This is a genomic window from bacterium (genome assembly GCA_020440705.1).
In the GTDB taxonomy this organism is placed as follows: Bacteria; Krumholzibacteriota; Krumholzibacteriia; order LZORAL124-64-63; family LZORAL124-64-63; genus JAGRNP01.
Map to the genome: position 1 here is coordinate 1 of JAGRNP010000084.1, position 18,553 is coordinate 18,553.

Annotated in this window: 17 protein-coding genes; 7 read left to right on the forward strand and 10 right to left on the reverse strand. The window is 70.1% G+C overall.

Going from position 1 to position 18,553, the window contains the following annotated elements:
• The 3 genes from KDM41_12475 to KDM41_12485 all read left to right on the forward strand — a co-directional run.
• Positions 1–800 (forward strand): hypothetical protein (locus KDM41_12475; GenBank protein MCB1184242.1); only part of this gene is annotated, 800 nt, incomplete at its 5' end.
• The gene (locus KDM41_12480) at positions 797–1,894 is read left to right on the forward strand and encodes a mechanosensitive ion channel family protein (GenBank protein MCB1184243.1); all 1,098 of its coding nucleotides are present in this window, start codon (positions 797–799) and stop codon (positions 1,892–1,894) included. The genes KDM41_12475 and KDM41_12480, both read left to right, overlap by 4 nt.
• A gap of 77 nt (positions 1,895–1,971) precedes the next feature.
• Positions 1,972–3,105 carry a twin-arginine translocation signal domain-containing protein gene (locus KDM41_12485; protein ID MCB1184244.1) on the forward strand — a complete coding sequence of 378 codons (1,134 nt, stop codon included), beginning with the start codon at positions 1,972–1,974 and terminating at the stop codon, positions 3,103–3,105.
• 84 nt (positions 3,106–3,189) lie between these two features.
• On the opposite strand, the gene KDM41_12490 is transcribed toward KDM41_12485, so the two are convergent.
• The 8 genes from KDM41_12490 to KDM41_12525 form a co-directional block, all read right to left on the reverse strand.
• Positions 3,190–4,659, reverse strand: a complete 1,470-nt coding sequence (locus KDM41_12490) for an inorganic phosphate transporter (GenBank protein MCB1184245.1) — start codon at positions 4,657–4,659, stop codon at positions 3,190–3,192.
• Between the two features lie 7 nt (positions 4,660–4,666).
• Positions 4,667–5,308 carry a DUF47 family protein gene (locus KDM41_12495; GenBank protein ID MCB1184246.1) on the reverse strand — a complete coding sequence of 214 codons (642 nt, stop codon included), beginning with the start codon at positions 5,306–5,308 and terminating at the stop codon, positions 4,667–4,669.
• A gap of 65 nt (positions 5,309–5,373) precedes the next feature.
• On the reverse strand, positions 5,374–5,838 hold the full coding sequence (locus KDM41_12500) for a CYTH domain-containing protein (GenBank protein ID MCB1184247.1): 465 nt from the start codon (positions 5,836–5,838) through the stop codon (positions 5,374–5,376).
• Between the two features lie 120 nt (positions 5,839–5,958).
• On the reverse strand, positions 5,959–6,492 hold the full coding sequence (locus KDM41_12505) for a chemotaxis protein CheW (GenBank protein ID MCB1184248.1): 534 nt from the start codon (positions 6,490–6,492) through the stop codon (positions 5,959–5,961).
• Positions 6,493–6,554: 62 nt separating this feature from the next.
• The gene (locus tag KDM41_12510; GenBank protein MCB1184249.1) at positions 6,555–8,573 is read right to left on the reverse strand and encodes a methyl-accepting chemotaxis protein; all 2,019 of its coding nucleotides are present in this window, start codon (positions 8,571–8,573) and stop codon (positions 6,555–6,557) included.
• 196 nt (positions 8,574–8,769) lie between these two features.
• Complete coding sequence (locus tag KDM41_12515; GenBank protein ID MCB1184250.1) at positions 8,770–10,149, reverse strand: NAD(P)(+) transhydrogenase (Re/Si-specific) subunit beta; 1,380 nt, start codon at positions 10,147–10,149, stop codon at positions 8,770–8,772.
• A 16-nt stretch (positions 10,150–10,165) separates the two neighbouring features.
• Positions 10,166–10,447 (reverse strand): NAD(P) transhydrogenase subunit alpha, encoded by a 282-nt coding sequence (locus KDM41_12520; GenBank protein MCB1184251.1) that lies wholly within the window; start codon positions 10,445–10,447, stop codon positions 10,166–10,168.
• Positions 10,448–10,449: 2 nt separating this feature from the next.
• A complete protein-coding gene (locus KDM41_12525; protein MCB1184252.1) occupies positions 10,450–11,622 on the reverse strand; it encodes a Re/Si-specific NAD(P)(+) transhydrogenase subunit alpha in 1,173 nt (390 codons plus the stop codon).
• 364 nt (positions 11,623–11,986) lie between these two features.
• Between KDM41_12525 and KDM41_12530 the strand changes: the two genes are divergently transcribed.
• The 3 genes from KDM41_12530 to KDM41_12540 all read left to right on the forward strand — a co-directional run bounded on the left by KDM41_12530 (position 11,987) and on the right by KDM41_12540 (position 15,898).
• Positions 11,987–12,646 carry a hypothetical protein gene (locus KDM41_12530; GenBank protein MCB1184253.1) on the forward strand — a complete coding sequence of 220 codons (660 nt, stop codon included), beginning with the start codon at positions 11,987–11,989 and terminating at the stop codon, positions 12,644–12,646.
• A 107-nt stretch (positions 12,647–12,753) separates the two neighbouring features.
• Positions 12,754–13,332 (forward strand): RNA polymerase subunit sigma-70, encoded by a 579-nt coding sequence (locus tag KDM41_12535; GenBank protein MCB1184254.1) that lies wholly within the window; start codon positions 12,754–12,756, stop codon positions 13,330–13,332.
• Between the two features lies 1 nt (position 13,333).
• The gene (locus KDM41_12540) at positions 13,334–15,898 is read left to right on the forward strand and encodes a serine/threonine protein kinase (protein ID MCB1184255.1); all 2,565 of its coding nucleotides are present in this window, start codon (positions 13,334–13,336) and stop codon (positions 15,896–15,898) included.
• Between the two features lie 10 nt (positions 15,899–15,908).
• Here the strand turns inward: KDM41_12540 and KDM41_12545 are convergent, their stop codons facing one another.
• Together KDM41_12545 and KDM41_12550 are read right to left on the reverse strand one after the other, a co-directional pair.
• A complete protein-coding gene (locus KDM41_12545) occupies positions 15,909–16,331 on the reverse strand; it encodes a hypothetical protein (GenBank protein ID MCB1184256.1) in 423 nt (140 codons plus the stop codon).
• A gap of 67 nt (positions 16,332–16,398) precedes the next feature.
• Positions 16,399–18,180: an aminopeptidase P family protein gene (locus tag KDM41_12550; GenBank protein ID MCB1184257.1), complete on the reverse strand. Its 1,782-nt coding sequence runs from the start codon at positions 18,178–18,180 to the stop codon at positions 16,399–16,401.
• A 126-nt stretch (positions 18,181–18,306) separates the two neighbouring features.
• Here KDM41_12550 and KDM41_12555 point away from each other — a divergent pair.
• Positions 18,307–18,553, forward strand: a 247-nt coding sequence (locus KDM41_12555) for a hypothetical protein (GenBank protein MCB1184258.1), incomplete at its 3' end; no start/stop codon positions are given.

The following is an 18,553-nucleotide window of genomic DNA, read 5'->3' on the forward strand; positions in this document are numbered from 1 at the left end:
TCCTCGGCCTGCTGGGCATCGCGGCGGCGGCCTACGGCTTCTTCGGCATGGAGTCGCGCCTGAACGCCCGCGACACGGCCGGCCTGATCACCGACCCCGACGCCCGCGCCACCGCCTACAGCTGGCAGGGCTGCCGCACCATCGAGACGCTGCGCGACCAGCCCGCCCTGGCCGGCCTGCCCGTGCGCAGCCTGCGCCGGCTCGTGCTCCTGCAGACCCCCGCCGACGCGACCGAGGCCGAAGCGGCGGCCCGTCTCGGCGAGCGCTGGACCCACCCGTCCGAAGTGTACGACGCCCTCGGCGGTCCCGTCGGACCGCGCCTTCTGCTCGGCCCCGGCGCCGAGGTGGCCTGGACCAACGGCCTGACCACCGTCTCGAGCGAAGCCTTCGTGCTGTGCGAGACCGGGACCGGCTTCCGGGTCTGGGGCATGACGCCCAACGCCCTGCTCTACGCCGCCCTGACCGACGTGGCGCGCCGCCAGTTCCCGCGCGCCCGCCAGCATCTGAAGCGCGCCGCCGACCTGAACGACGAGAACATCCTCTTCGTCTCGGACGACGGCCAGCTGGTCGCGCCCCTCGCCGACGCGGTGGCGAACCTGCCCGACTTCCTGGACTGGACCGTCGGCCTGCTCGACCAGGGCGTCTCCCGTCTCGAGGTGGGCGGCCTCCAGGACCTCTTCATCCAGCTGCTGAGCCGCGCCACCGGGCGCCGCCCCGCCGACCTGACGGCCGGCAGCCACCTCGTCGGCCCCCCGCGCGAACCGGCGCCGCGAGGCGCCCCGAAAGGATCCGGACCGTGAACCAGTTGACGTCCCTGCTCGCGACCCCGCTCGGCCCGTGGTCGGTGCTCGACCTGGCCATCGCCCTCGCCTTCATCGTCGCCGGCTTCGTGGCCCGGGCCCTGCTGAACGCCTTCGTCACGCGCCGGCTGCTGACCCTGGCCGCCCGCACCGAGACCCGCGCCGACGACCTCGCCGGCGAGGCCCTCGTCAGCCCCCTCGGCCTGATCCTGCCCGTGGTGGGTCTGTACCTGGCCCTGCGCCGCCTGCTCGGCGTGCAGCCCGCGTGGCTCGACGTCTCCGACCAGGTTTTCCGTGTCGTGAGCATCCTCGTCATCACCTGGACGGCCTTCCGCCTCGTCGACGCCGGCGCCGTGCTGCTGCACGAATTGGCCGCGAAGACCGCCAGCCGCCTCGACGACCAGGTCGTGCCCCTCGTGCGCAAGGCCCTGAAGACCTTCCTCGGCATCCTGGCCTTCATCCTCATCGCCCAGAACCTGGGCTACTCGGTGTCCGGCCTGCTGGCCGGCCTCGGCATCGGCGGCCTGGCCCTGGCCATGGCGGCCAAGGACACGCTGGCCAACCTCTTCGGCTCGATCATGATCCTCGTCGACCGCCCCTTCCACGTGGGCGACTGGGTGACCTTCGACGGCGGCGACGGCGTGGTCGAGGAGATCGGCCTCCGGTCGACACGGGTGCGCACGTTCGCCAAGACCGTCGTCTCGATCCCGAACCAGGCCCTGGCCAACGCGACCGTCGAGAACCACAGCCTGATGCCGAAGCGCCGCATCAAGTTCACCGTCGGCGTGACCTACGACTCCTCCGTCGACGAGATGCGCACCCTCGTGGAGCGCATCGAGGCCTGGCTGCGCGCCAACGAGGAGATCGACCAGGAGTTCATGCTCGTGAAGTTCACCGAGTTCGGGCCCTCGAGCCTCGACATCTTCGTGTACTGCTTCACCAGGACCACCGACTGGACGCGCCACCTCGCCGTGCGGCAGGACGTGAACCTGGCCATCATGGGCCTGGTCGAAGAGATGGGGCTGAGCATCGCCTTCCCGACGCGCACGGTGCACCTGGTGAACGACTCCCGGGCGGCCGCCGCCGAGGCCTAGAACTTTTCGTGGTCCGCGTCGTATACTGCGGGTTCCGCACCGCCGCACCCGTCCACCCGAACCGCTGGGGAGCCGAGATGACCTGGACCCGCCGCGACTTCCTGAAGACCTCCGCCGCCACCGCCGGCGCCCTCGCCGCCGGCCCGGCCCTGGCCGACTTCACCGCGCTCAAGAGCGAGCGCCAGCTGCGGATCCTCATCCTCGGCGGCACCCGCTTCCTCGGACCGGCCACCGTCGACGTGGCGCGCGCCCGCGGCCATCACGTCACCCTGTTCAACCGGGGCGTCTCGAACACGCACCTCTACCCCGACCTGCCCAAGCTCAAGGGCGACCGCTTCGGCGACCTCGCCTCCCTCGCCACCGGCGAGTGGGACGTCTGCATCGACAACAGCGGCTACGTCCCGGGCACCGTCACCGAGGCGGCCGAGCTGCTGCACGGGCGCGTCGGCCAGTACATCTTCATCTCGACGATCTCGGTCTTCGCCGACTTCAGCATCAAGGGCATGGACGAGACGGCCGCCGTCGGCACCCTCACCGACGAGCAGATCGCCGCCGCCCAGGGCATGCGCGACATCACGGCCGAGAACTACGGGCCTCTCAAGGCCCTCTGCGAGCAGGCCAACACCAACGTCTTCGGCGAGAAGGCCTGCAACATTCGGCCGGGCCTCATCGTGGGCCCCATGGACCGCTCGGACCGCTTCACCTACTGGCCCGTGCGCGTGGCCCGCGGCGGCGAGGTGCTCGCCCCCGGCACGCCGGACGACCCGACCCAGCTGATCGACGTGCGCGACCTGGCCGAGTTCATCGTGCTGGCGGCCGAGCGCGGTCTCGGCGGCACCTACAACTGCACCAGCCCGTCGGGCGAGCTCACCATGGGCGAGATGCTCGAAACCTGCCGCCGGGTCTCCGGCAGCGACGCCTCCTTCACCTGGGCCGACGCCGACTTCCTGGCCGCCCAGGAGGTGGCCGCCTGGACCGACATGCCGGTGTGGGTGCCGCTGGAGGGCGAGGAGGCGGGCCATCCGTTCATCGACGTGCGCCGGGCCGTCGGCGCGGGGCTCACCTTCCGGCCCATCTCCGAGACGGTGCGCGGCACCCTCGACTGGTGGGCCACCGTCGAGCAGGAGCGCAAGGACAAGCCCATGCGGGCGGGCGTGACCGCCGAGCGCGAGGCCGAGGTCCTGGCCGCCTGGCACGAGCAGCACGGCTAGGCCGACGCCACCCGCCCCCGGAAGACGCAGAAGGGACCCCGCGGGGTCCCTTCTGCGTTCGTTGCGGGCGGATTACCGTGCGTCTCAGTCGACGCGGCTGATCCGCTCCACGAGCTCGGCCTGGCGGGCGAGCTCCTCGTTGGCCCGGCGGTTGGCCGGCGTCGCCGGCAGCGGGCGCCACGCCGCGCCGGCGTGGGCCAGGGCCCGGGACACCTGCCAGGCGTGTTCGAACTCGGCCCCCTCGAGGTCGTCGAGCGCGTCGATCTGCCCCGGCGACAGGCCCATGCCGGACCAGCCGTCGCGGCCGCGGCCCGCCTCGATGCGCCACCTGCCGGTGGCCGCCAACCGCACCACGGCCCGGACGTCCGCCCCCTGCAGGGACGTGTGTTCGCGCAGCGCCGCCGCGAACGGGCGGGCCGCCTCCGCCTCCGGCACCGCGCCGAGACCCGGGTCGTCGAGGCCGCGCCGCGCCAGTTCCGCCGCCACCGCGCCGTCGATCCGGTAGGTCAGGCCGCGCTGCACCGGCTGGTCGAAGACCGTCTCGAGCGCGAACAGGAGCACCCCCGCCACGGCGCAGGCCGCCACCGGCGTGGCCACCCAGCCCAGGGAGATCTCGCCCAGGATCCGCAGCCGCACCCCGATGCCCTTGAAGAGGCTGAGCCCGACGACGGCCCCGATCACGGCCTGGCTGCTGCTGACCGGCACCAGCGGCAGTGCGGGCAGGCCGCGGGCGAGCAGGAAGTCGCGCAGGCCCTGGCTGGCGAAGACGAAGAGCGTGATGGAGTGGGCCAGCACGATCACCAGCGCCGGCACCGGCGAGACCCGCGCCAGGCCGCTGCCGACGGTGCCCATCACCTGCCGCGAGTAGGTGAAGACGCCGACGGCGATGGCCAGGGCCCCGAGGCCGAAGAGCTGCTGCACGCCCGTGATCGGCAGCCAGCCGAAGAGCGTCACGTCGTGGAACGGGTTGTCCGGCACGAAGACGCCCATGACGTTGGCGATGTTGTTGGCGCCGAGGCTGTACGAGCCGAATGCGCCCACCACGAGCAGGCCCAGGCGCGTGCCGGCGTCCAGGCGCAGCAGGTGGGGCCGGGTCAGGCGCAGGGCCAGGCGCACGAGCACGAACAGCCCGATGGCCACCACACCCGACAGCACCGGGCACACCACCCACACCAGCACGATGTTCGCCAGCGAGCCCGCATCGGTGAGGCTGGCGGTGTAGAGGTTCCAGCCGAGGATGGCGCCGACGATGGCCTGCGAGGTGGAGACCGGCATGCGCAGGCGGGTCATGACGAAGGTGGTCAGGCCCGCGGCCAGGGCCACGGCGAAGGCGCCCCCGAGGGCGTTCACCGCGCCCAGCTTGCCCAGGGTGTGGGCCGCGCCGGCGCCGCTGATCGTCGCACCGAGCACGAGGAAGACCGAGCACACCAGCGCCGCCGTGCGGAAGCGCACCATGCGCGCGCCCACGGCCGTGCCGAACACGTTGGCCGCGTCGTTGGCGCCCAGGGACCAGCCCAGGAAGAGGCCGCTGCTCAGGAAGACGAGGAGTTCCATCGCCGCCTCAGATGTCCCGCTTGATGACCGAGATGGCGAGGCGGTCGGCGACCTCCTCGGCCTTGTCCGAGACCTTCTCCACGTTGTGGGCGAAGTAGCGCAGCTGGGTCTGGTGGGCCAGGTCCAGGTCGGCCGCGAAGATGGCCCGTTTCAGGGCCTCGCTGAGGTGGTCGGCCTCCCGCTCGAAGTGGTGCACCTTGTAGAGGTTGTCCTTCGTCGCCTCGACGTCGCGGAAGAAGGCCCGGGCGCACACGATCACGGCCTCGAGGGCCTCGGCGCTCGCGGCGGTCAGCAGCCGGAAGCCCTCGTGGAACTCGACCGGCACCCGCGGCCGCTCGACGTCGAACTGGTGCAGGCTCGCCTTGGCGGTGTCGATGATGTTGTCCGTGTTCTCGAGCAGGCCCAGCACGTCGCCCCGGTGCTCGGGAATCAGCGAGTGCCGGTAGAGATGCGTCTCGGCCTCCTTGCTCAGCTTGTCGGCCTGGCTCTCGAGGGCGTCGATCCGCGCGATGGCGTGGGCGAAGTCCTCGTCCCGCCCGGCGAGGAACGCCTCGACGCCCATGCGGTACACCAGCCCGCTTTCGCCCACGGTGTCGAGGAAGCCGTCGATCTGGGCCTCGAGGACCCGGCTGGATTTGAAGAGGGGCACGTCGTTCCGTCCTTTCCCGGCTGGCTGCGTGCGCACGCGATCGTAGCCCACCCCCGCGCGCCGGGCTACCAGGATGTGAAGGGATGCGCCGCCAGGTAGGAGTTGTGGTAGCGCGGGTCGCCGGTGACCTCGGCCCCGACCCAGGCCGGCCGTGGCAGCGGCTGGTCGGCCCGCTCCAGCTCGCACTCGGCCAGCACGAGGCCCGCGTTGCCGCCGTCGAAGACGTCGACTTCCCACACGAGATCCCCCACCGGGATCCGGTGCCGTGTCTTGGTCACCACCAGCTCGCCGCACAGCCGCAACATGGCGACGGCGTCGGCGAACGGCACCGCGTACTCGTACTCCTCGCGGACCACGTCGACGGTGCGGCTCTTCACCGTCAGGAAGGCCTCGTCCCGGCCGGCGAGACGCACCCGGACCACGCCCTGCTCCGACCGGCAGAGGTAGCCCTGGCGCAGCGCGAGGCCCGGATGGCCGTCGATGCAGCGCGCGTCGGCGACGAGGAATTTGCGTTCGATCTCCAGGGCCATGCGCATCCTCCGGGGGCGGGTCGCGGTCCGCTGCGCACCATACGCCCGGGACCGGCGCCCGGGCAAGTGAAACGGGCCGGACGTGCGTCCGGCCCGTTCCGTGTCCCTCCGGTTCCGCCGTCAGACCAGGTCGGCCTCCAGCAGTTCCTCCTCCAGCATTCCCGCATCCAGGCCGAGGATCTCGGCCGCGTCGATGAGCACCTTCTCCAGCGCGAGCAGGATGATGGTCTTGCCCTCGGTCTTGCCCATGCCGAGCATGAAGTCCGAGTCGACCGTGCCCCCCACCCGCGGCGGGTCGGAGATGTCGTCGGCCGCGATCTCGCGCACCTCGTTGACGGCCTCGACGACGACGCCGATCTGGTCGCCGCCGAGCTCGACCACGATGGTGCAGGTGCGCTCGGTCTCCTCGGTGGGACTGAGGCCGAACTTCATGCGCAGGTCGATCACCGGGATCACCCGCCCGCGCAGGTTGATGGTGCCCTTGGCGAAGCCGGGCCACATGGGCACGTTGGTGATCTCCATCATCTTCAGGATCTCGACGACCTTGAGGATCTCGATGGCGAACTCGGTGCCGTCGAGCTCGAAGGTCAGGTACTTGCCCGCCCGGTCCCGGCCGGACCCGCCGGCGGTGTTCTGGGCCGTCACGCTGTTCATGCTTTCCTCCTGCCACTATGGCGTCGCGGAGCCGGCGGAGGCGCGCCCCCGCCGGCCCGGTATCAGATCTCGATCAGGCTGTCGTCGTCGAGGGGGATCACCTCGTCCGGCGTGCGTTGGCGACCCGCGGACTTCGGCGGCACGTTGGTCACCCTGGTCTGGAACTGGCCCTGCGACCGGCGCGCGGCCGGTGCCGGCAGGGCCGGCTTGCGGCCCGCCCCCGCCCGCAGGCGGGAAACCAGCCCCGGCCCGCTGCCGCCTGCGGCCTGGCGGCCGTCGGTGGAGCCGACGATGGCCACGAGCTCGCGCACCAGCGCCTGCATCTCGCCGGCCTGGGCCGACATCTCCTCGGCCGCCGACGCCGACTCCTCGGCCCCGGCCGCGTTGGCCTGGGTGACCGCGTCCATCTGGCCGACCGCCGTGTTCACCTCGTTGACGCTGCGCGCCTGCTCCTCGGCCGTGCGCGACAGGTCCTCGATGAGGTCGGAGACCTCGACGATGCCGCCGACGACCTCTTCGAGGATCGCCGACACCTCGCCCGTGGCCTGCACGCCGAGGTCGCTGTTCTGCTTGGCGCCGTCGATCAGGTCGGCCGTGCCCTTGGCCGCCTCGGCGCTGCGCTGGGCCAGGTTCCGCACCTCTTCGGCCACCACCGCGAAGCCCTTGCCGGCGTCGCCCGCCCGGGCGGCCTCGACGGCCGCGTTCAGGGCCAGCAGGTTGGTCTGGAAGGCGATCTCGTCGATGGTCTTGATGATCTTCGCGGTCTCGTCCGACGAGTTCTTGATCTTCTCCATGGCGGTGTTCAGCGCGCCCATGGCCGTCTGGCCCTTTTCGGCGTGGCTCTTCACTTCGGTCGAACGGCCGTTGGCCTGCTTCGAGTTCTCGGCGCTCTGCCGCGCGCCGGACGACATCATCTCCAGCGACGCCGCCGTCTCCTCGAGACTCGAGGCCTGCTCGCTCGCGCCCTCGGCCAACTGCTGGCTCGAAGCCGAGACCTGGCCCGCCGCACTCGCGACCTGCTCACTGCCCGCCTGCATGCCCGCGATGACCCGGTTGATGGGACCGGTGATCGAGCGGGTCAGGAAGATCGACAGCAGCACGCCCACGACCAGGGCCACGATCAGCCCGACCACGGTCACGGTCGACGCCGCGGACAGCTCCTCCGAGGCGTTCGTCGCGATGCCCACCGTCGCCTCCTCGGCCGCCTCCTGCAGCACCTTGCAGGCCGCGATGACCTCGGTCCCCTGCTTGTCGCGCTGGGTGCCGAGGTCCTGGAGGGTCTTCCAGTTGGCGAGGAAGGTCGTCATGCTCTCGCTGTAGCCGTCGGCCGCGCCCTGGATCCTGTCCAGCCGCGCGAGGTCGTCCGCCTGGGTCGTGACCGCCCGCAGCGCGACGATGGCCGCGGCGATGCGCGGGAAGTTGCGCTGGGCGTCCTCCATGATCGCCGGATCCCGCAGGGCCTGCGACTTGAACGCCTTGATCCGCGTGTCGTTGCCCAGGTCGATCACCTCGCTGATGTGGGTGATCTTGGCCAGGCGCGTCTCGAGCTCGCTCGTCTCCGCGTGGGTCTCGATCTCGGACCGGAACTTCTGGTCTTGGCCCTCGACGTAGTCGGCGGACTGCGCCATGTAGACGCCCGCGTTCGCGTCGAGCCCGCCGCGGGCCTTCTCCATGGCCGCAATGGCCGCGACGGTCTCATTAATGAGTTCCTCGTAGTCTGCCTCGGCCTTGCGGATCTCGACCAGCTGCGGCCCGAGCTTCGTCAGGTGCACCGCGCGCTTCTCGAGGTCCTCGGCGGCCGCCAGGGCCTTGTCCAGGGACTTCATCTCTGCCCTGGCCGCGTCGAGGAAGCGGGGCTCTTCGGTGAAGCCGTAGCCGCGCATCTGGTACATGACGCGGTTCGCCGCGCCGCGCACCTGGGCGGAGACGGCGAGTTCGGGCACGTACTCGTCCGACAACTTGGCCGAGCCGATCTGCGCATCGCGCATCTGCCACGCGCCGAAGCCGCCGAGAATGCCACTGATCACGATCAACGCCCCGAAACCGAGCGAGATCTTCTTGCCGAGAGTCATGCTTTTCATCCGTGAGACCTCCGATTTGTCCGCGTTGCTTAGCCGAAAGGACACAACACTTTCGGCGGTCTACGGATTTCCTTAAGCACGAATACGAAAGTTCTCTATCAAAACCGGAATCCGTCCTCTTTGACAAGAAAACACCCGACGAACGCCGGGTGTTTTGGTCGAGATTTGAGCTTTCGTAACAACTTGGCCGGGCGGATCAGCCCTCCTTCAGGGCGTTCACGAGCTCGGTCAGGGCCTTCTTGCCGTCGCCGAACATCATCAGGCAGTTGTCCGCCGCGAAGAGCGGGTTGGGAATTCCCGCGAAGCCGGGGCTCAGCGAGCGCTTGACCACGATCACCGTGCGGGCCTTGTCCACGTCGATGATCGGCATGCCCGCGATGGGGCTCGACGGATCGGTGCGCGCGACCGGATTGACCACGTCGTTCGCCCCGATGACGATGCACACATCGACCTGGGAGATCTCGTTGTTGATGTCGTCCATCTCGCGCAGCTTCTCGTAGGGCACGTCGGCCTCGGCCAGCAGCACGTTCATGTGGCCGGGCATGCGGCCCGCCACCGGGTGGATGCCGTACTCCACCTGCACGCCCCGCGACTCGAGCACGTTGGCCATGTCGCGCACGATGTGCTGCGCCTGCGCCACCGCCAGTCCGTAGCCCGGCACCACCAGCACGCGCTGGGCCGTGTCGAGCATCATGGCCACCTCTTCGGGGCTCGTCGACTTCACCTTGCCGCCGTAGACGTCGTCGGCGCTCGGCCCCTCGGCGCTGGGGCCGAGGGTCGCGAAGAGCACGTTGCCCAGGGAGCGGTTCATGGCCACGCACATGATGCGCGTCAGGATGATGCCCGAGGCGCCCACGAGCGAGCCGGTGATGATCAGCACCTCGTTGTTCAGCACGAAGCCGGTGGCCGCGGCCGCCAGGCCCGAGTAGCTGTTCAGCAGCGAGATGACCACCGGCATGTCGGCGCCGCCGATGGGGATGGTCAGGGTGACGCCGAGGACGCCGGCGATGGCGACCACGATCCAGTAGGCGATCACCGCCGAGGGGTCGACCGTGAGCCAGCCCACGCAGCCCAGGGCCGCCAGACCGAGCACGCCGTTGAACACCTGGATGCCCGGGAAGCCCAGGGAGCCGCCGGGCAGCTTCTCGGCCAGCTTGCCGAAGGCCACCAGCGAACCGGTGAAGGTGAGCGAACCGATCAGGCCGGACAGGCCCGTCGAGATCGTCATCCGGGCGTCGACGGCGCCGGTCGCCCCGAGGAACGCGGCGCCGGCCACCAGCACCGAGGCGCCGCCGCCGAAGCCGTTGAACAGGGCCACCATCTCCGGCATCTGGGTCATCTGCACCCTGACGGCGGCGAAACCGCCGATGGCGGCGCCGACCACCGCACCGACGATGATCCACTTGAAGTCGAGTCCCGTGGCGAGCAGGGCCACCGCCACGGCCAGGAACATGCCCCAGGCGCTGGTCAGGTTGCCCTGCACCGCGGTGCGCGGGTGGGTCAGGCCCTTGATGCCGCGGATGAACAGCACCGAGGCCACGAGGTAGCCGAGATTCACCCAGCCCGTATCGAGGATGTATTCAATCACGCGGCTACCCCTTCTTCCTGAACATCGCGAGCATGCGGTGGGTGACCATGTACCCGCCCACGACGTTGATCATGGCGAAGGCCACCGCGCACGTGCCGAGGATCGTCGCCAGCTTCGGGTTGTCCGTGCGGGTCGAGACCACGGCGCCGACGAGGGTGATGCCGCTGATGGCGTTCGAGCCCGACATCAGGGGCGTGTGCAGGGTGGGCGGCACCTTCGTGATGATCTCGAAGCCGATGAAGACCGCGAGCACGAAGACCGTGACGGAGGTGACGAGAAGTTCCATGTCTAGGCGTCTCCTTCCCCGGCGTCCGGGCCGGCGAGTCCGAGGAGTTCGCGCACCCGCGGGTGCGCGACCTGGCCGTCGCGGCACAGCAGCGTGCCGGCGGTGACCTCGTCCTCCAGGTCGATCTTCAGTTTGCCCTCGTCGAGAAGGGACTTGAGGAACGTCTCGACGTTCTTGGAGAACATCTGGCTGGCGTGGTAGGGCTTGCGCGAGACCAGGTCGGTCGGCCCGAGGATCGTCACGCCGTGGGCGACGACCTCTTCGTCGGCCCGCGTCAGCTCGCAGTTGCCGCCCCGCTCGGCGGCCAGGTCGACGATGACCGACCCCGGCGCCATGGCCGCGACCATGGGCGCGGTCACGAGCACGGGCGATTTGCGGCCGGGGATCGCGGCGGTGGTGATCACCACGTCGTTGCGCGCCACCACGGCCTGCATCTGCTCCTGCTGGCGGCGGATGAACTCGGCGCTCTGTTCCTTCGCGTAGCCGCCCTTGTCCTCGGCGCCCTCGGTCTCGAGCTCGAACTCGACGAACTTCGCGCCCACGGAGATCACCTGGTCGCGCACGGCCGGACGCACGTCGTACGCCTCGACCACCGCGCCGAGCCGCTTGGCCGTGGCGATGGCCTGCAGTCCCGCGACCCCCACGCCGACCACGAAGACCTTCGCCGGCGCGAGGGTGCCGGCCGCCGTCATCAGCATCGGGAAGAGGCGGGGCAGCCGCGCGGCGCCCTCGAGCACGGCCTGGTAGCCGGCGACGGTGGCCATGGAGCTGAGCACGTCCATGCTCTGGGCGCGGGTGATGCGCGGCACCAGTTCGAGGGAGAAGGCGGTCAGGCCCTTGTCGGCCATGGCCCGCGTCCCCGCGGGGTTGCCGAGGGGATCCTGCATGCCCACGACCACCTGGCCCGGACGCAGCGCGTCCAGACCGGCTTCGGTGCCGTCGACGCCCGGACCGTTGATCTGCAGGACGACGTCCGCCCGGGCGAACAGGTCGTCCCGGGACACGGCGGCGGCGCCCTTGCCCGTGTACTCGGCCGTGGGGTAGCCGGCCGCGTCGCCGGCCCCCTCCTCGACCAGGATCTCGAGCCCCGCCTTCACCAGCGGCGGAACGGAGGCCGGGACCAGCGCCACCCGCCGCTCGCCCGCACGCCGCTCCCCTGCGATGCCTATAATCATGTTCACTCCCGACAACGAGGTTGCGGGGTCCCGCTCCGCCCGGCTTCCGGAGCCGGGACCGCACAAGGCCCCATCATGACGCCCCCATACTAGATTCGGACCGGGATCTGGTCAACGCCTTCATTTTCAATATCCTATGGTTGTCCCGGGCCCCACGCGCCCAGAATGCAAAACCGGCACGCCCTTGGTTAGGTTTTTGTTAGTCGATCGGAAATCTTTGAGATTCGAGACCTGATATGATATCATCTTCCTGTCAAACGCACCGGGCCCGCATCTCGAGAAGGGTCTGGTGACGTGTGCATCGCTCGAAAATGGGCCGGCGCATCGGCCCGGACCAACACCACTCTGATTGGGGAGAACCACCATGAAGAAACTGCTCCTGACTTTCGCGATCCTGCTCATGGCCAGTCCTGCGGCCGCCCAGCTGATCATCACCGGCGTCATGGACGGCCCCCTGAGCGGCGGCGTGCCGAAGCTCGTGGAGCTGTACGCGTGCGACGACATCCCGGACCTCTCGATCTACGGCCTGGGCTGCGCCAACAACGGCGGCGGCACCGACGGCGTCGAGTTCACCTTCCCCGCGGACGCCATGGGCGCCGGCACCTACATCTACGTGGAGAGCCTCGCCGCCACCAACCCGACCGCCTTCTTCGACTACATGGGCTTCAGCCCGAACTACGACGGCGGCTTCGCGGTCGGCACCAACGGTGACGACGCCATCGAGCTGTTCTACGTCGGCGGCACCGAGCCCGTCGTGGTCGACGTCTTCGGCGACATCAATGCCGACGGCACCGGCCTGGGCTGGGACTACCTGGACGGCTGGGTCAAGCGCATCAGCGGCACCGGCCCGGACGGCAGCACCTTCGTCGAGAGCAACTGGACCTACAGCGGCGCCAACGCCAACGACGGCTGCCTGACCAACGACACCTGCACCTCGGTCTTCCCCGTGGGCGGCTACACCTGCAACCCCGTCGTCGGCGTGGAGCAGGGCACCTGGGGCGCCGTGAAGTCGCTGTTCAAGTAGACCACGACCCTTCGCCTCACCGTCTCCGGACGGCCGACCCCCGCGGCGCCTCGCCGCGGGGGTCTTCTCGTCTGGACGGGTTCGCCGATCAAGAATACAATATCCGTATGGAATCCTCGAATCGTCCCGAGATCACCCGTCTGCTGCAGGAGTTCAATCCCCGGCTGACGGTGGCGCCCCAGGTGCAGGAACGGCTCCTGGAGCTGGTCTACGCCGAGTTGAAGGCCACGGCGCGCGGCCTCATGTCCCGCGAGCGGGTCGAGCACACGCTGCAGCCCACGGCCCTGGTCCACGAGGCCTGGCTGAAGCTCTTCCGCGGCGACGAGATGCAGTGGAACGACCGCACCCACTTCCTGGGCATCGCGGCCCGCTGCATGCGCCAGGTGCTGGTCGACCACGCCCGGGCCCACGGCGCGACCAAGCGGGGCGGCGACTTCCACCAGGTCACCCTCGACGAGGGGCTGCTCGCCGGGCCCAACCGGGAACTCGAGCTCCTCGACCTCGACGCCTGCCTCGATCGCCTCGCCGAGCTCGACGAGCGGGCGGCCCAGGTGGCCGAGATGCGCATCTTCGGCGGCCTGACCATCGCCGAGATCGCCCACAACCTGAACGTCTCCAAGCGCACCATCGACGGGGACTGGTCCATGGCCCGCCTCTGGCTGACCCGCGAGCTCGAAGGGGGCTGACGTGGACCCCCGTCTCTTCCGGGAGGCCAAGGAGCTCCTCCTGGAGGCCCTCGACCAGCCCGCCGACTCCCGCGCCGAGTTCATCCGCACCCGCTGCCCCGGTCGCCCGGACCTCGAAGCCGAGGTGCTCAGCCTGCTGTCCCGCGAGGACTCGGTGGCGCCCCTGGTCGGCGAGGGCGTGGTCCGCTTCGCCGCCGGCATGCCCGAGCGCATCGGGCCCTTCGAGATCGTCGACGTGCTCGGCGAGGGCGGCATGGGCGTGGTCTACCGCGGGCGCCAGACCGAACCCATCCGGCGGGACGTGGCGGTCAAGGTCCTCCACGCCGGACTCGACACCGCCCGCATCATCGAGCGGTTCAGCTGGGAGCGCCGCTCGCTCGCGCGCATGAACCACCCGAACATCGCGCGCATCCTCGACGCCGGCTCGGACGACGGCCGGCCGTACGTGGCCCTCGAGCTGGTCGAGGGCACGCCGATCACCGTCTGGTGCCGCGAGAACCACGCCGACCGCGACCGCCGCCTGGCCCTGGTCGAGAAGGTGGGCCAGGCCGTGCAGCACGCCCACGACCGCGGCATCCTGCACCGCGACCTCAAGCCGGGCAACATCCTGGTGCGCGAGGTCGACGGCGAGCCGGCGCCGTGCGTCATCGATTTCGGCATCGCCAAGGCCCTCGACCCCGACGCCACCTCCCCCGAACTCACCGTGGAGGGGCAACGCATCGGCACGCCGGCCTACATGAGCCCGGAGCAGCTCGCCGGCCGGGTCGACGAGGTCGACGTGCGCACGGACGTCTACGCCCTCGGCGTGATCCTCTACGAACTGATGGCCGACAAGCGGCCCTGGGACGACGACCACCTCGTCGGCAGCCTCGACCGCGACGACCCGCCCCCCCCGAGCCGGCGTTCCGGCCGGCGCGAGCTGCGCGGCGACCTGGACAACATCTGCCTGCAGGCCATCCGGCCCGAGAAGGAGGGGCGCTACGCCTCGGCCGGCGCCCTGGCCGAGGACCTCCGCCGGCGGCGCGAGGGCCGGCCCGTCGCCGCGACCCCCGGCAGTTGGCGCTACCGCTTCGGCAAGACGACGCGGCGCCATCCGGTGGTTTCCACGGCGATCGCCGCGTCGGTCGCCTTCCTCGTGGCCGGCGTGTTCTTCCTCGCCTACCACGCGCGCCGCCTCGACGCCGAACGCGACCGGGCCCTGCTGGCCGAGTCGCGGGCGCGGCAGGAGGCGGCGGCCGCCGAGGAGATCGCCACCTTCCTCGAGGAGCTCTTCGTGGCGATGGATCCGGTCGAGGAGGGGCGCACGCCCACCTCGGCCCTCGAGATCCTCGACAAGGGCGCCGCCCGCCTCGAGACCGACCTCGCCGACCAGGCCGCCAACCGCGGGCGCCTGTGGGGCGTCATGGGCCGGGTGAACCAGAACATCGCCCGCCACGAACTGGCCGAGCAGCAACTGCGCAAGGGCCTGGCCGCCTTCGCCGAGGACCCCGACTCCCTCGCGACCCTGCCGCGCCGCGCCGACCTGCAGCGCATGCTCGCCATCTGCCTGCACGACCTCGGGCGCTACGTCGAGTCGGAGACGGCCTTCCGCCACGCCCTTGCCATGCACCGCCGCGTCGACGCCGAGGTCGACGTCGAGGAGGTGCAGCTGATCACCGACCTCGCCACCGCGGTGCAGGCCCGGGGCCGGAAGGACGACGCCCTCGTCCTGCTGCGGGAGGCCATCGAGATGGCCGAAGACCTGGGCCCGGACGGCCTGTCCGAGGTGGCCTACATCCGCAACATCCGGGGCTACATCCAGTACCAGCGCGGCCGCTACCGCGAGGCCCTCGACGACATGGTCGCGGCCCTCGCGGCCCAGCGCGGCATCTACGACGGCGACAGCATCGATCTCGTCGGCTCGCTCAACAATGTCGGGGGCATGATGCTCGAACTCGAGCGGTACGACGAGGCCCGGGCCTACATCGAAGAGACCCTCGCCCTGCTCGGCCGCATCTACGAGGGCGAGGACCACCCCTCCATCTCGCGCGCCAAGCTGCACCTGGCCCGCATCGCCCTGGCGCGGGGCGACACGGCGACGGCCGTCGCCGGCTTCGAGGAGAGCGCCGCCCTGATGCGCGACCAGCTCGGTCCGGACAACCCCTACACATGGAGCTCGGCCAGCGGCCTGGCCACGGCCCGCACCTGCCAGGGGCGCATGGACGAGGCCCGCGCCATCTACGGGGACATCCTCGGGCGTTGGCTCGAAAGTCGCGGGCCGGACTACTTCCGCACGCGCCTGTGCCGCGAACGCTACGCGGCCTTCCTGCTGCGCGACGGTGACGCCGCGGCGGCCCGCGAGCAGCTGCAGCTCGTCATCGACTCGTACCTGGAGCAGGGAGAGACCGAACACGACCGCCTGGCGGTGGTCCGGCTGGAGATGGCCGAGGTGATGCTCGTCCAGGGCGACGACCGGGACGCCGGGACCATGGTGGCCACGGCGATGCCGCGTCTCGAGCGCATCTTCGGCCCCGGATCGGACATGGTCGCCCGGGCCCGCCGCGTCGCCGCCGCCGTCGCGCCGTGAGCGGCGCGGGCTAGCCGGTCGCCAGTCCCACCACGAACACCGCCGTCCACAGGACCGTCCGGGGCCAGTTGGTGCGCACGAGCAGGGCCGCCGCCCCGAGGGGATCCTGTCCCGCCGCCAGGCGCCGATGCAGCGCCACCGAGAACTTGAAGGTCACCCCCCACGCCAGCAGCGCGAGGGCCGCCATGGCCGTGGCCGCCGGCTCGCCGCGCAGGACGCCCGGCGCGAGCAGCGCCAGCTGTCCGAGCATCAGCGGCACGACGAAGAAGGAGATGGCGCGGGTGTAGCGCGCGTGCCAGACAAGGAGGCGATCGACGGGAAGGTAGGCGAACGACGGGTAGATGATCACCTGCACGAGCCAGATCACCACCGCCATGGCGCCGTTGACCAGGTCGAGCCAGGAAGGCGCGGGCAGGACATCGGGGGCGGGCATCACGCCCGCCCCGCTTCGGCCCCGCGCCCGGGGCGCCGACCGTGGTGCGCCCCCGCCCAGCGGCCCACTAGAGCGGCCTGCACGCCTTCTGCAGCCAGTCGCGATGCTCCTTGTCCAGGCTCGAGGCCAGCTCCCGGTAGCAGCGTTTGTGGTAGAGGTTGAGCCACTCCAGGTGCGTCGGGTGCAGCAGTTTCTTGTCGACGAGGCTGCGGTCGATGGGGCACAGCGTCACCGGATGGAAGGTGAGCCACGTCTTCTCCCGGGTGCTCAGCTTCTCCTGCTTCACGACCACCGCCAGGATCTCGATGCGGATGCCGAACTTGCCCGCCTCGTAGTGGCCCGGCTCGATCGACATGAGATTGCCCGGCTGGAAGGGCGGCGTGATGATGTTCTTCAGGCTGTGCGGCCCCTCGTGCACGCCGAGGTACTGGCCGACGCCGTGACCCGTGCCGTGGGCGTAGTCCTCGCCGATCTCCCACAGGTACTTCCGCGCGAACATCTCGTTGCGGTAGCCCGACGTGCCGGCGGGGAACGGCGTGATGGTGCAGTCGATCATGCCCATCAGCACGCGCGTGAAGCACTCGACCTGCCGCGGCGTGGGCTTGCCGAGGGCGATGGTGCGGGTGATGTCCGTGGTGCCGTCCGGATACTGGCCGCCGCTGTCGATCAGGTACAGGCCCTGCTTCTTCAGCTTGGCGTTGGTCTTGGGCGTCGGCCCGTAGTGGATGATGGCGCCGTTGGCGCCGTAGCCGCTGATGGTGTTGAAGCTGAGGTCCTTGAAGCCGTCGCCCATGGCCCGGAAGGCCTCGAGCTGCTCGGCCGCCGAGATCTCGGACACGTCGCCCTTGGGCACGGCCCGCTCGAGCCAGCGCAGGAACTTGATCATGGCCACGCCGTCGCGCCGGTGGGCGTTGACGATGCCGTTGATCTGCACCTCGTTCTTGACGGCCTTCATGGGCGTGATCGGGCTCGTCTCCAGGTGGATCTCGCTGCCCCGCAGCTCGTCCAGCACCCGCCGGTTGGTGGTGGCCGGATCGACCCACACCTTCTGCTTGCGGGCGCCGAGGGCCTTCAGGTCGGCCCAGATCTGGTCGTAGGGCTTCAGGGTGGCCCGCTTGCGCAGGGTCGGCGCGAGGGGCTTGGGCACCTTGCGCGGGTCGACGTAGAGGCTGCAGCCCCGGTCGGTGAGCACGGCATAGCCGAGCACGACGGGCGTATACTGGATGTCCGCGGCGCGGATGTTCAGCAGCCACGCCACCTGGTCGAGCGCCCCCACGATGAGCGCCTTCGTGCCGGCCGCCTTCATGACCTCGCGCACGCGCTTCATCTTGTTGCCCACCGTCTCGCCGGCGAACTTGGAGCTGTGGTTGGCGATGGGCGCCAGGCTCGGCTCCGGCCGATCGTCCCAGATCTTCTCCACCAGGTTGGTGCGCAGGAACTTCACCTTGATGCCGTGGGGGGCCAGGTCGTCCTCGAACTTCCGCGCCGCCGCCACCGAGATCACCGTCGGGTCGACGCCCAGGGCCTGGCCCTTCTTGAGCTCGCGGGCCACCCAGGCGGTCATTTCCGGCGTGCCGGGCTCGCCCATCCGCATCAGGTCGATGCCCGACCCCTTCAGCTCCTTCCCGGCCTGCAGGAAGTAGCGTCCGTCGGTCCACAGGCCGGCGCCGCGCAGCCCGATCAGCAACTCGCCCGCCGAGCCGGTGAAACCGCTCAGCCAGGCCCGGTGCTGCCAGGCGGCCGGCAGGTATTCGCTCAGGTGGGGGTCGGCACTCGGGACGTAGTACGCCGCGATCTTCTGCTGTTTCATCAGCTTGCGCAGCGCAGCGACCTTCTGCTGGGCATCCATTGCAGCCTCCGTATCGAATAGGGGTCGTCATCGGCAACCGCGGCCGCGAATCTGGTATATTGACCAGGAGCGCTCGGATGATCCAGGCGACCGTGGGCGCCATCATAGGGGACCAGGGGAGAAAACATGAACAGGAAATTCGGAATCGGAGCCATTTTGGCGCTGTGGCTGGTCGGATCGGGAACCGGAGCGACCGCGCCGGATGCGGGTCTTGCGACCGGGTCGCCCCGGCTCCAGACGGGCCGACCCACGGGTCGGGTCGTGGTCCGTTTCACTGCGAATTCCGGCCTAGAATTCGGTGAATCGTCCCCCAGGATCAACAAGGCGGCCTCAAACAACAGCCAGGCTGAGAAAAACCTGCGCCAGGTCACGG

Excerpts from the sequence above, each read along its gene's own strand:
- KDM41_12545 (MCB1184256.1), bottom strand. The coding sequence starts at position 16,331 with ATGCCCGCCCCCGATGTCCTGCCCGCGCCTTCCTGGCTCGACCTGGTC.
- KDM41_12510 (MCB1184249.1), bottom strand. The coding sequence starts at position 8,573 with ATGAAAAGCATGACTCTCGGCAAGAAGATCTCGCTCGGTTTCGGGGCG.
- KDM41_12500 (MCB1184247.1), bottom strand. The coding sequence starts at position 5,838 with ATGGCCCTGGAGATCGAACGCAAATTCCTCGTCGCCGACGCGCGCTGC.
- KDM41_12530 (MCB1184253.1), top strand. The coding sequence starts at position 11,987 with ATGAAGAAACTGCTCCTGACTTTCGCGATCCTGCTCATGGCCAGTCCT.
- KDM41_12520 (MCB1184251.1), bottom strand. The coding sequence starts at position 10,447 with ATGGAACTTCTCGTCACCTCCGTCACGGTCTTCGTGCTCGCGGTCTTC.
- KDM41_12550 (MCB1184257.1), bottom strand. The coding sequence starts at position 18,180 with ATGGATGCCCAGCAGAAGGTCGCTGCGCTGCGCAAGCTGATGAAACAG.
- KDM41_12505 (MCB1184248.1), bottom strand. The coding sequence starts at position 6,492 with ATGAACAGCGTGACGGCCCAGAACACCGCCGGCGGGTCCGGCCGGGAC.
- KDM41_12485 (MCB1184244.1), top strand. The coding sequence starts at position 1,972 with ATGACCTGGACCCGCCGCGACTTCCTGAAGACCTCCGCCGCCACCGCC.
- KDM41_12535 (MCB1184254.1), top strand. The coding sequence starts at position 12,754 with ATGGAATCCTCGAATCGTCCCGAGATCACCCGTCTGCTGCAGGAGTTC.
- KDM41_12525 (MCB1184252.1), bottom strand. The coding sequence starts at position 11,622 with ATGATTATAGGCATCGCAGGGGAGCGGCGTGCGGGCGAGCGGCGGGTG.
- KDM41_12490 (MCB1184245.1), bottom strand. The coding sequence starts at position 4,659 with ATGGAACTCCTCGTCTTCCTGAGCAGCGGCCTCTTCCTGGGCTGGTCC.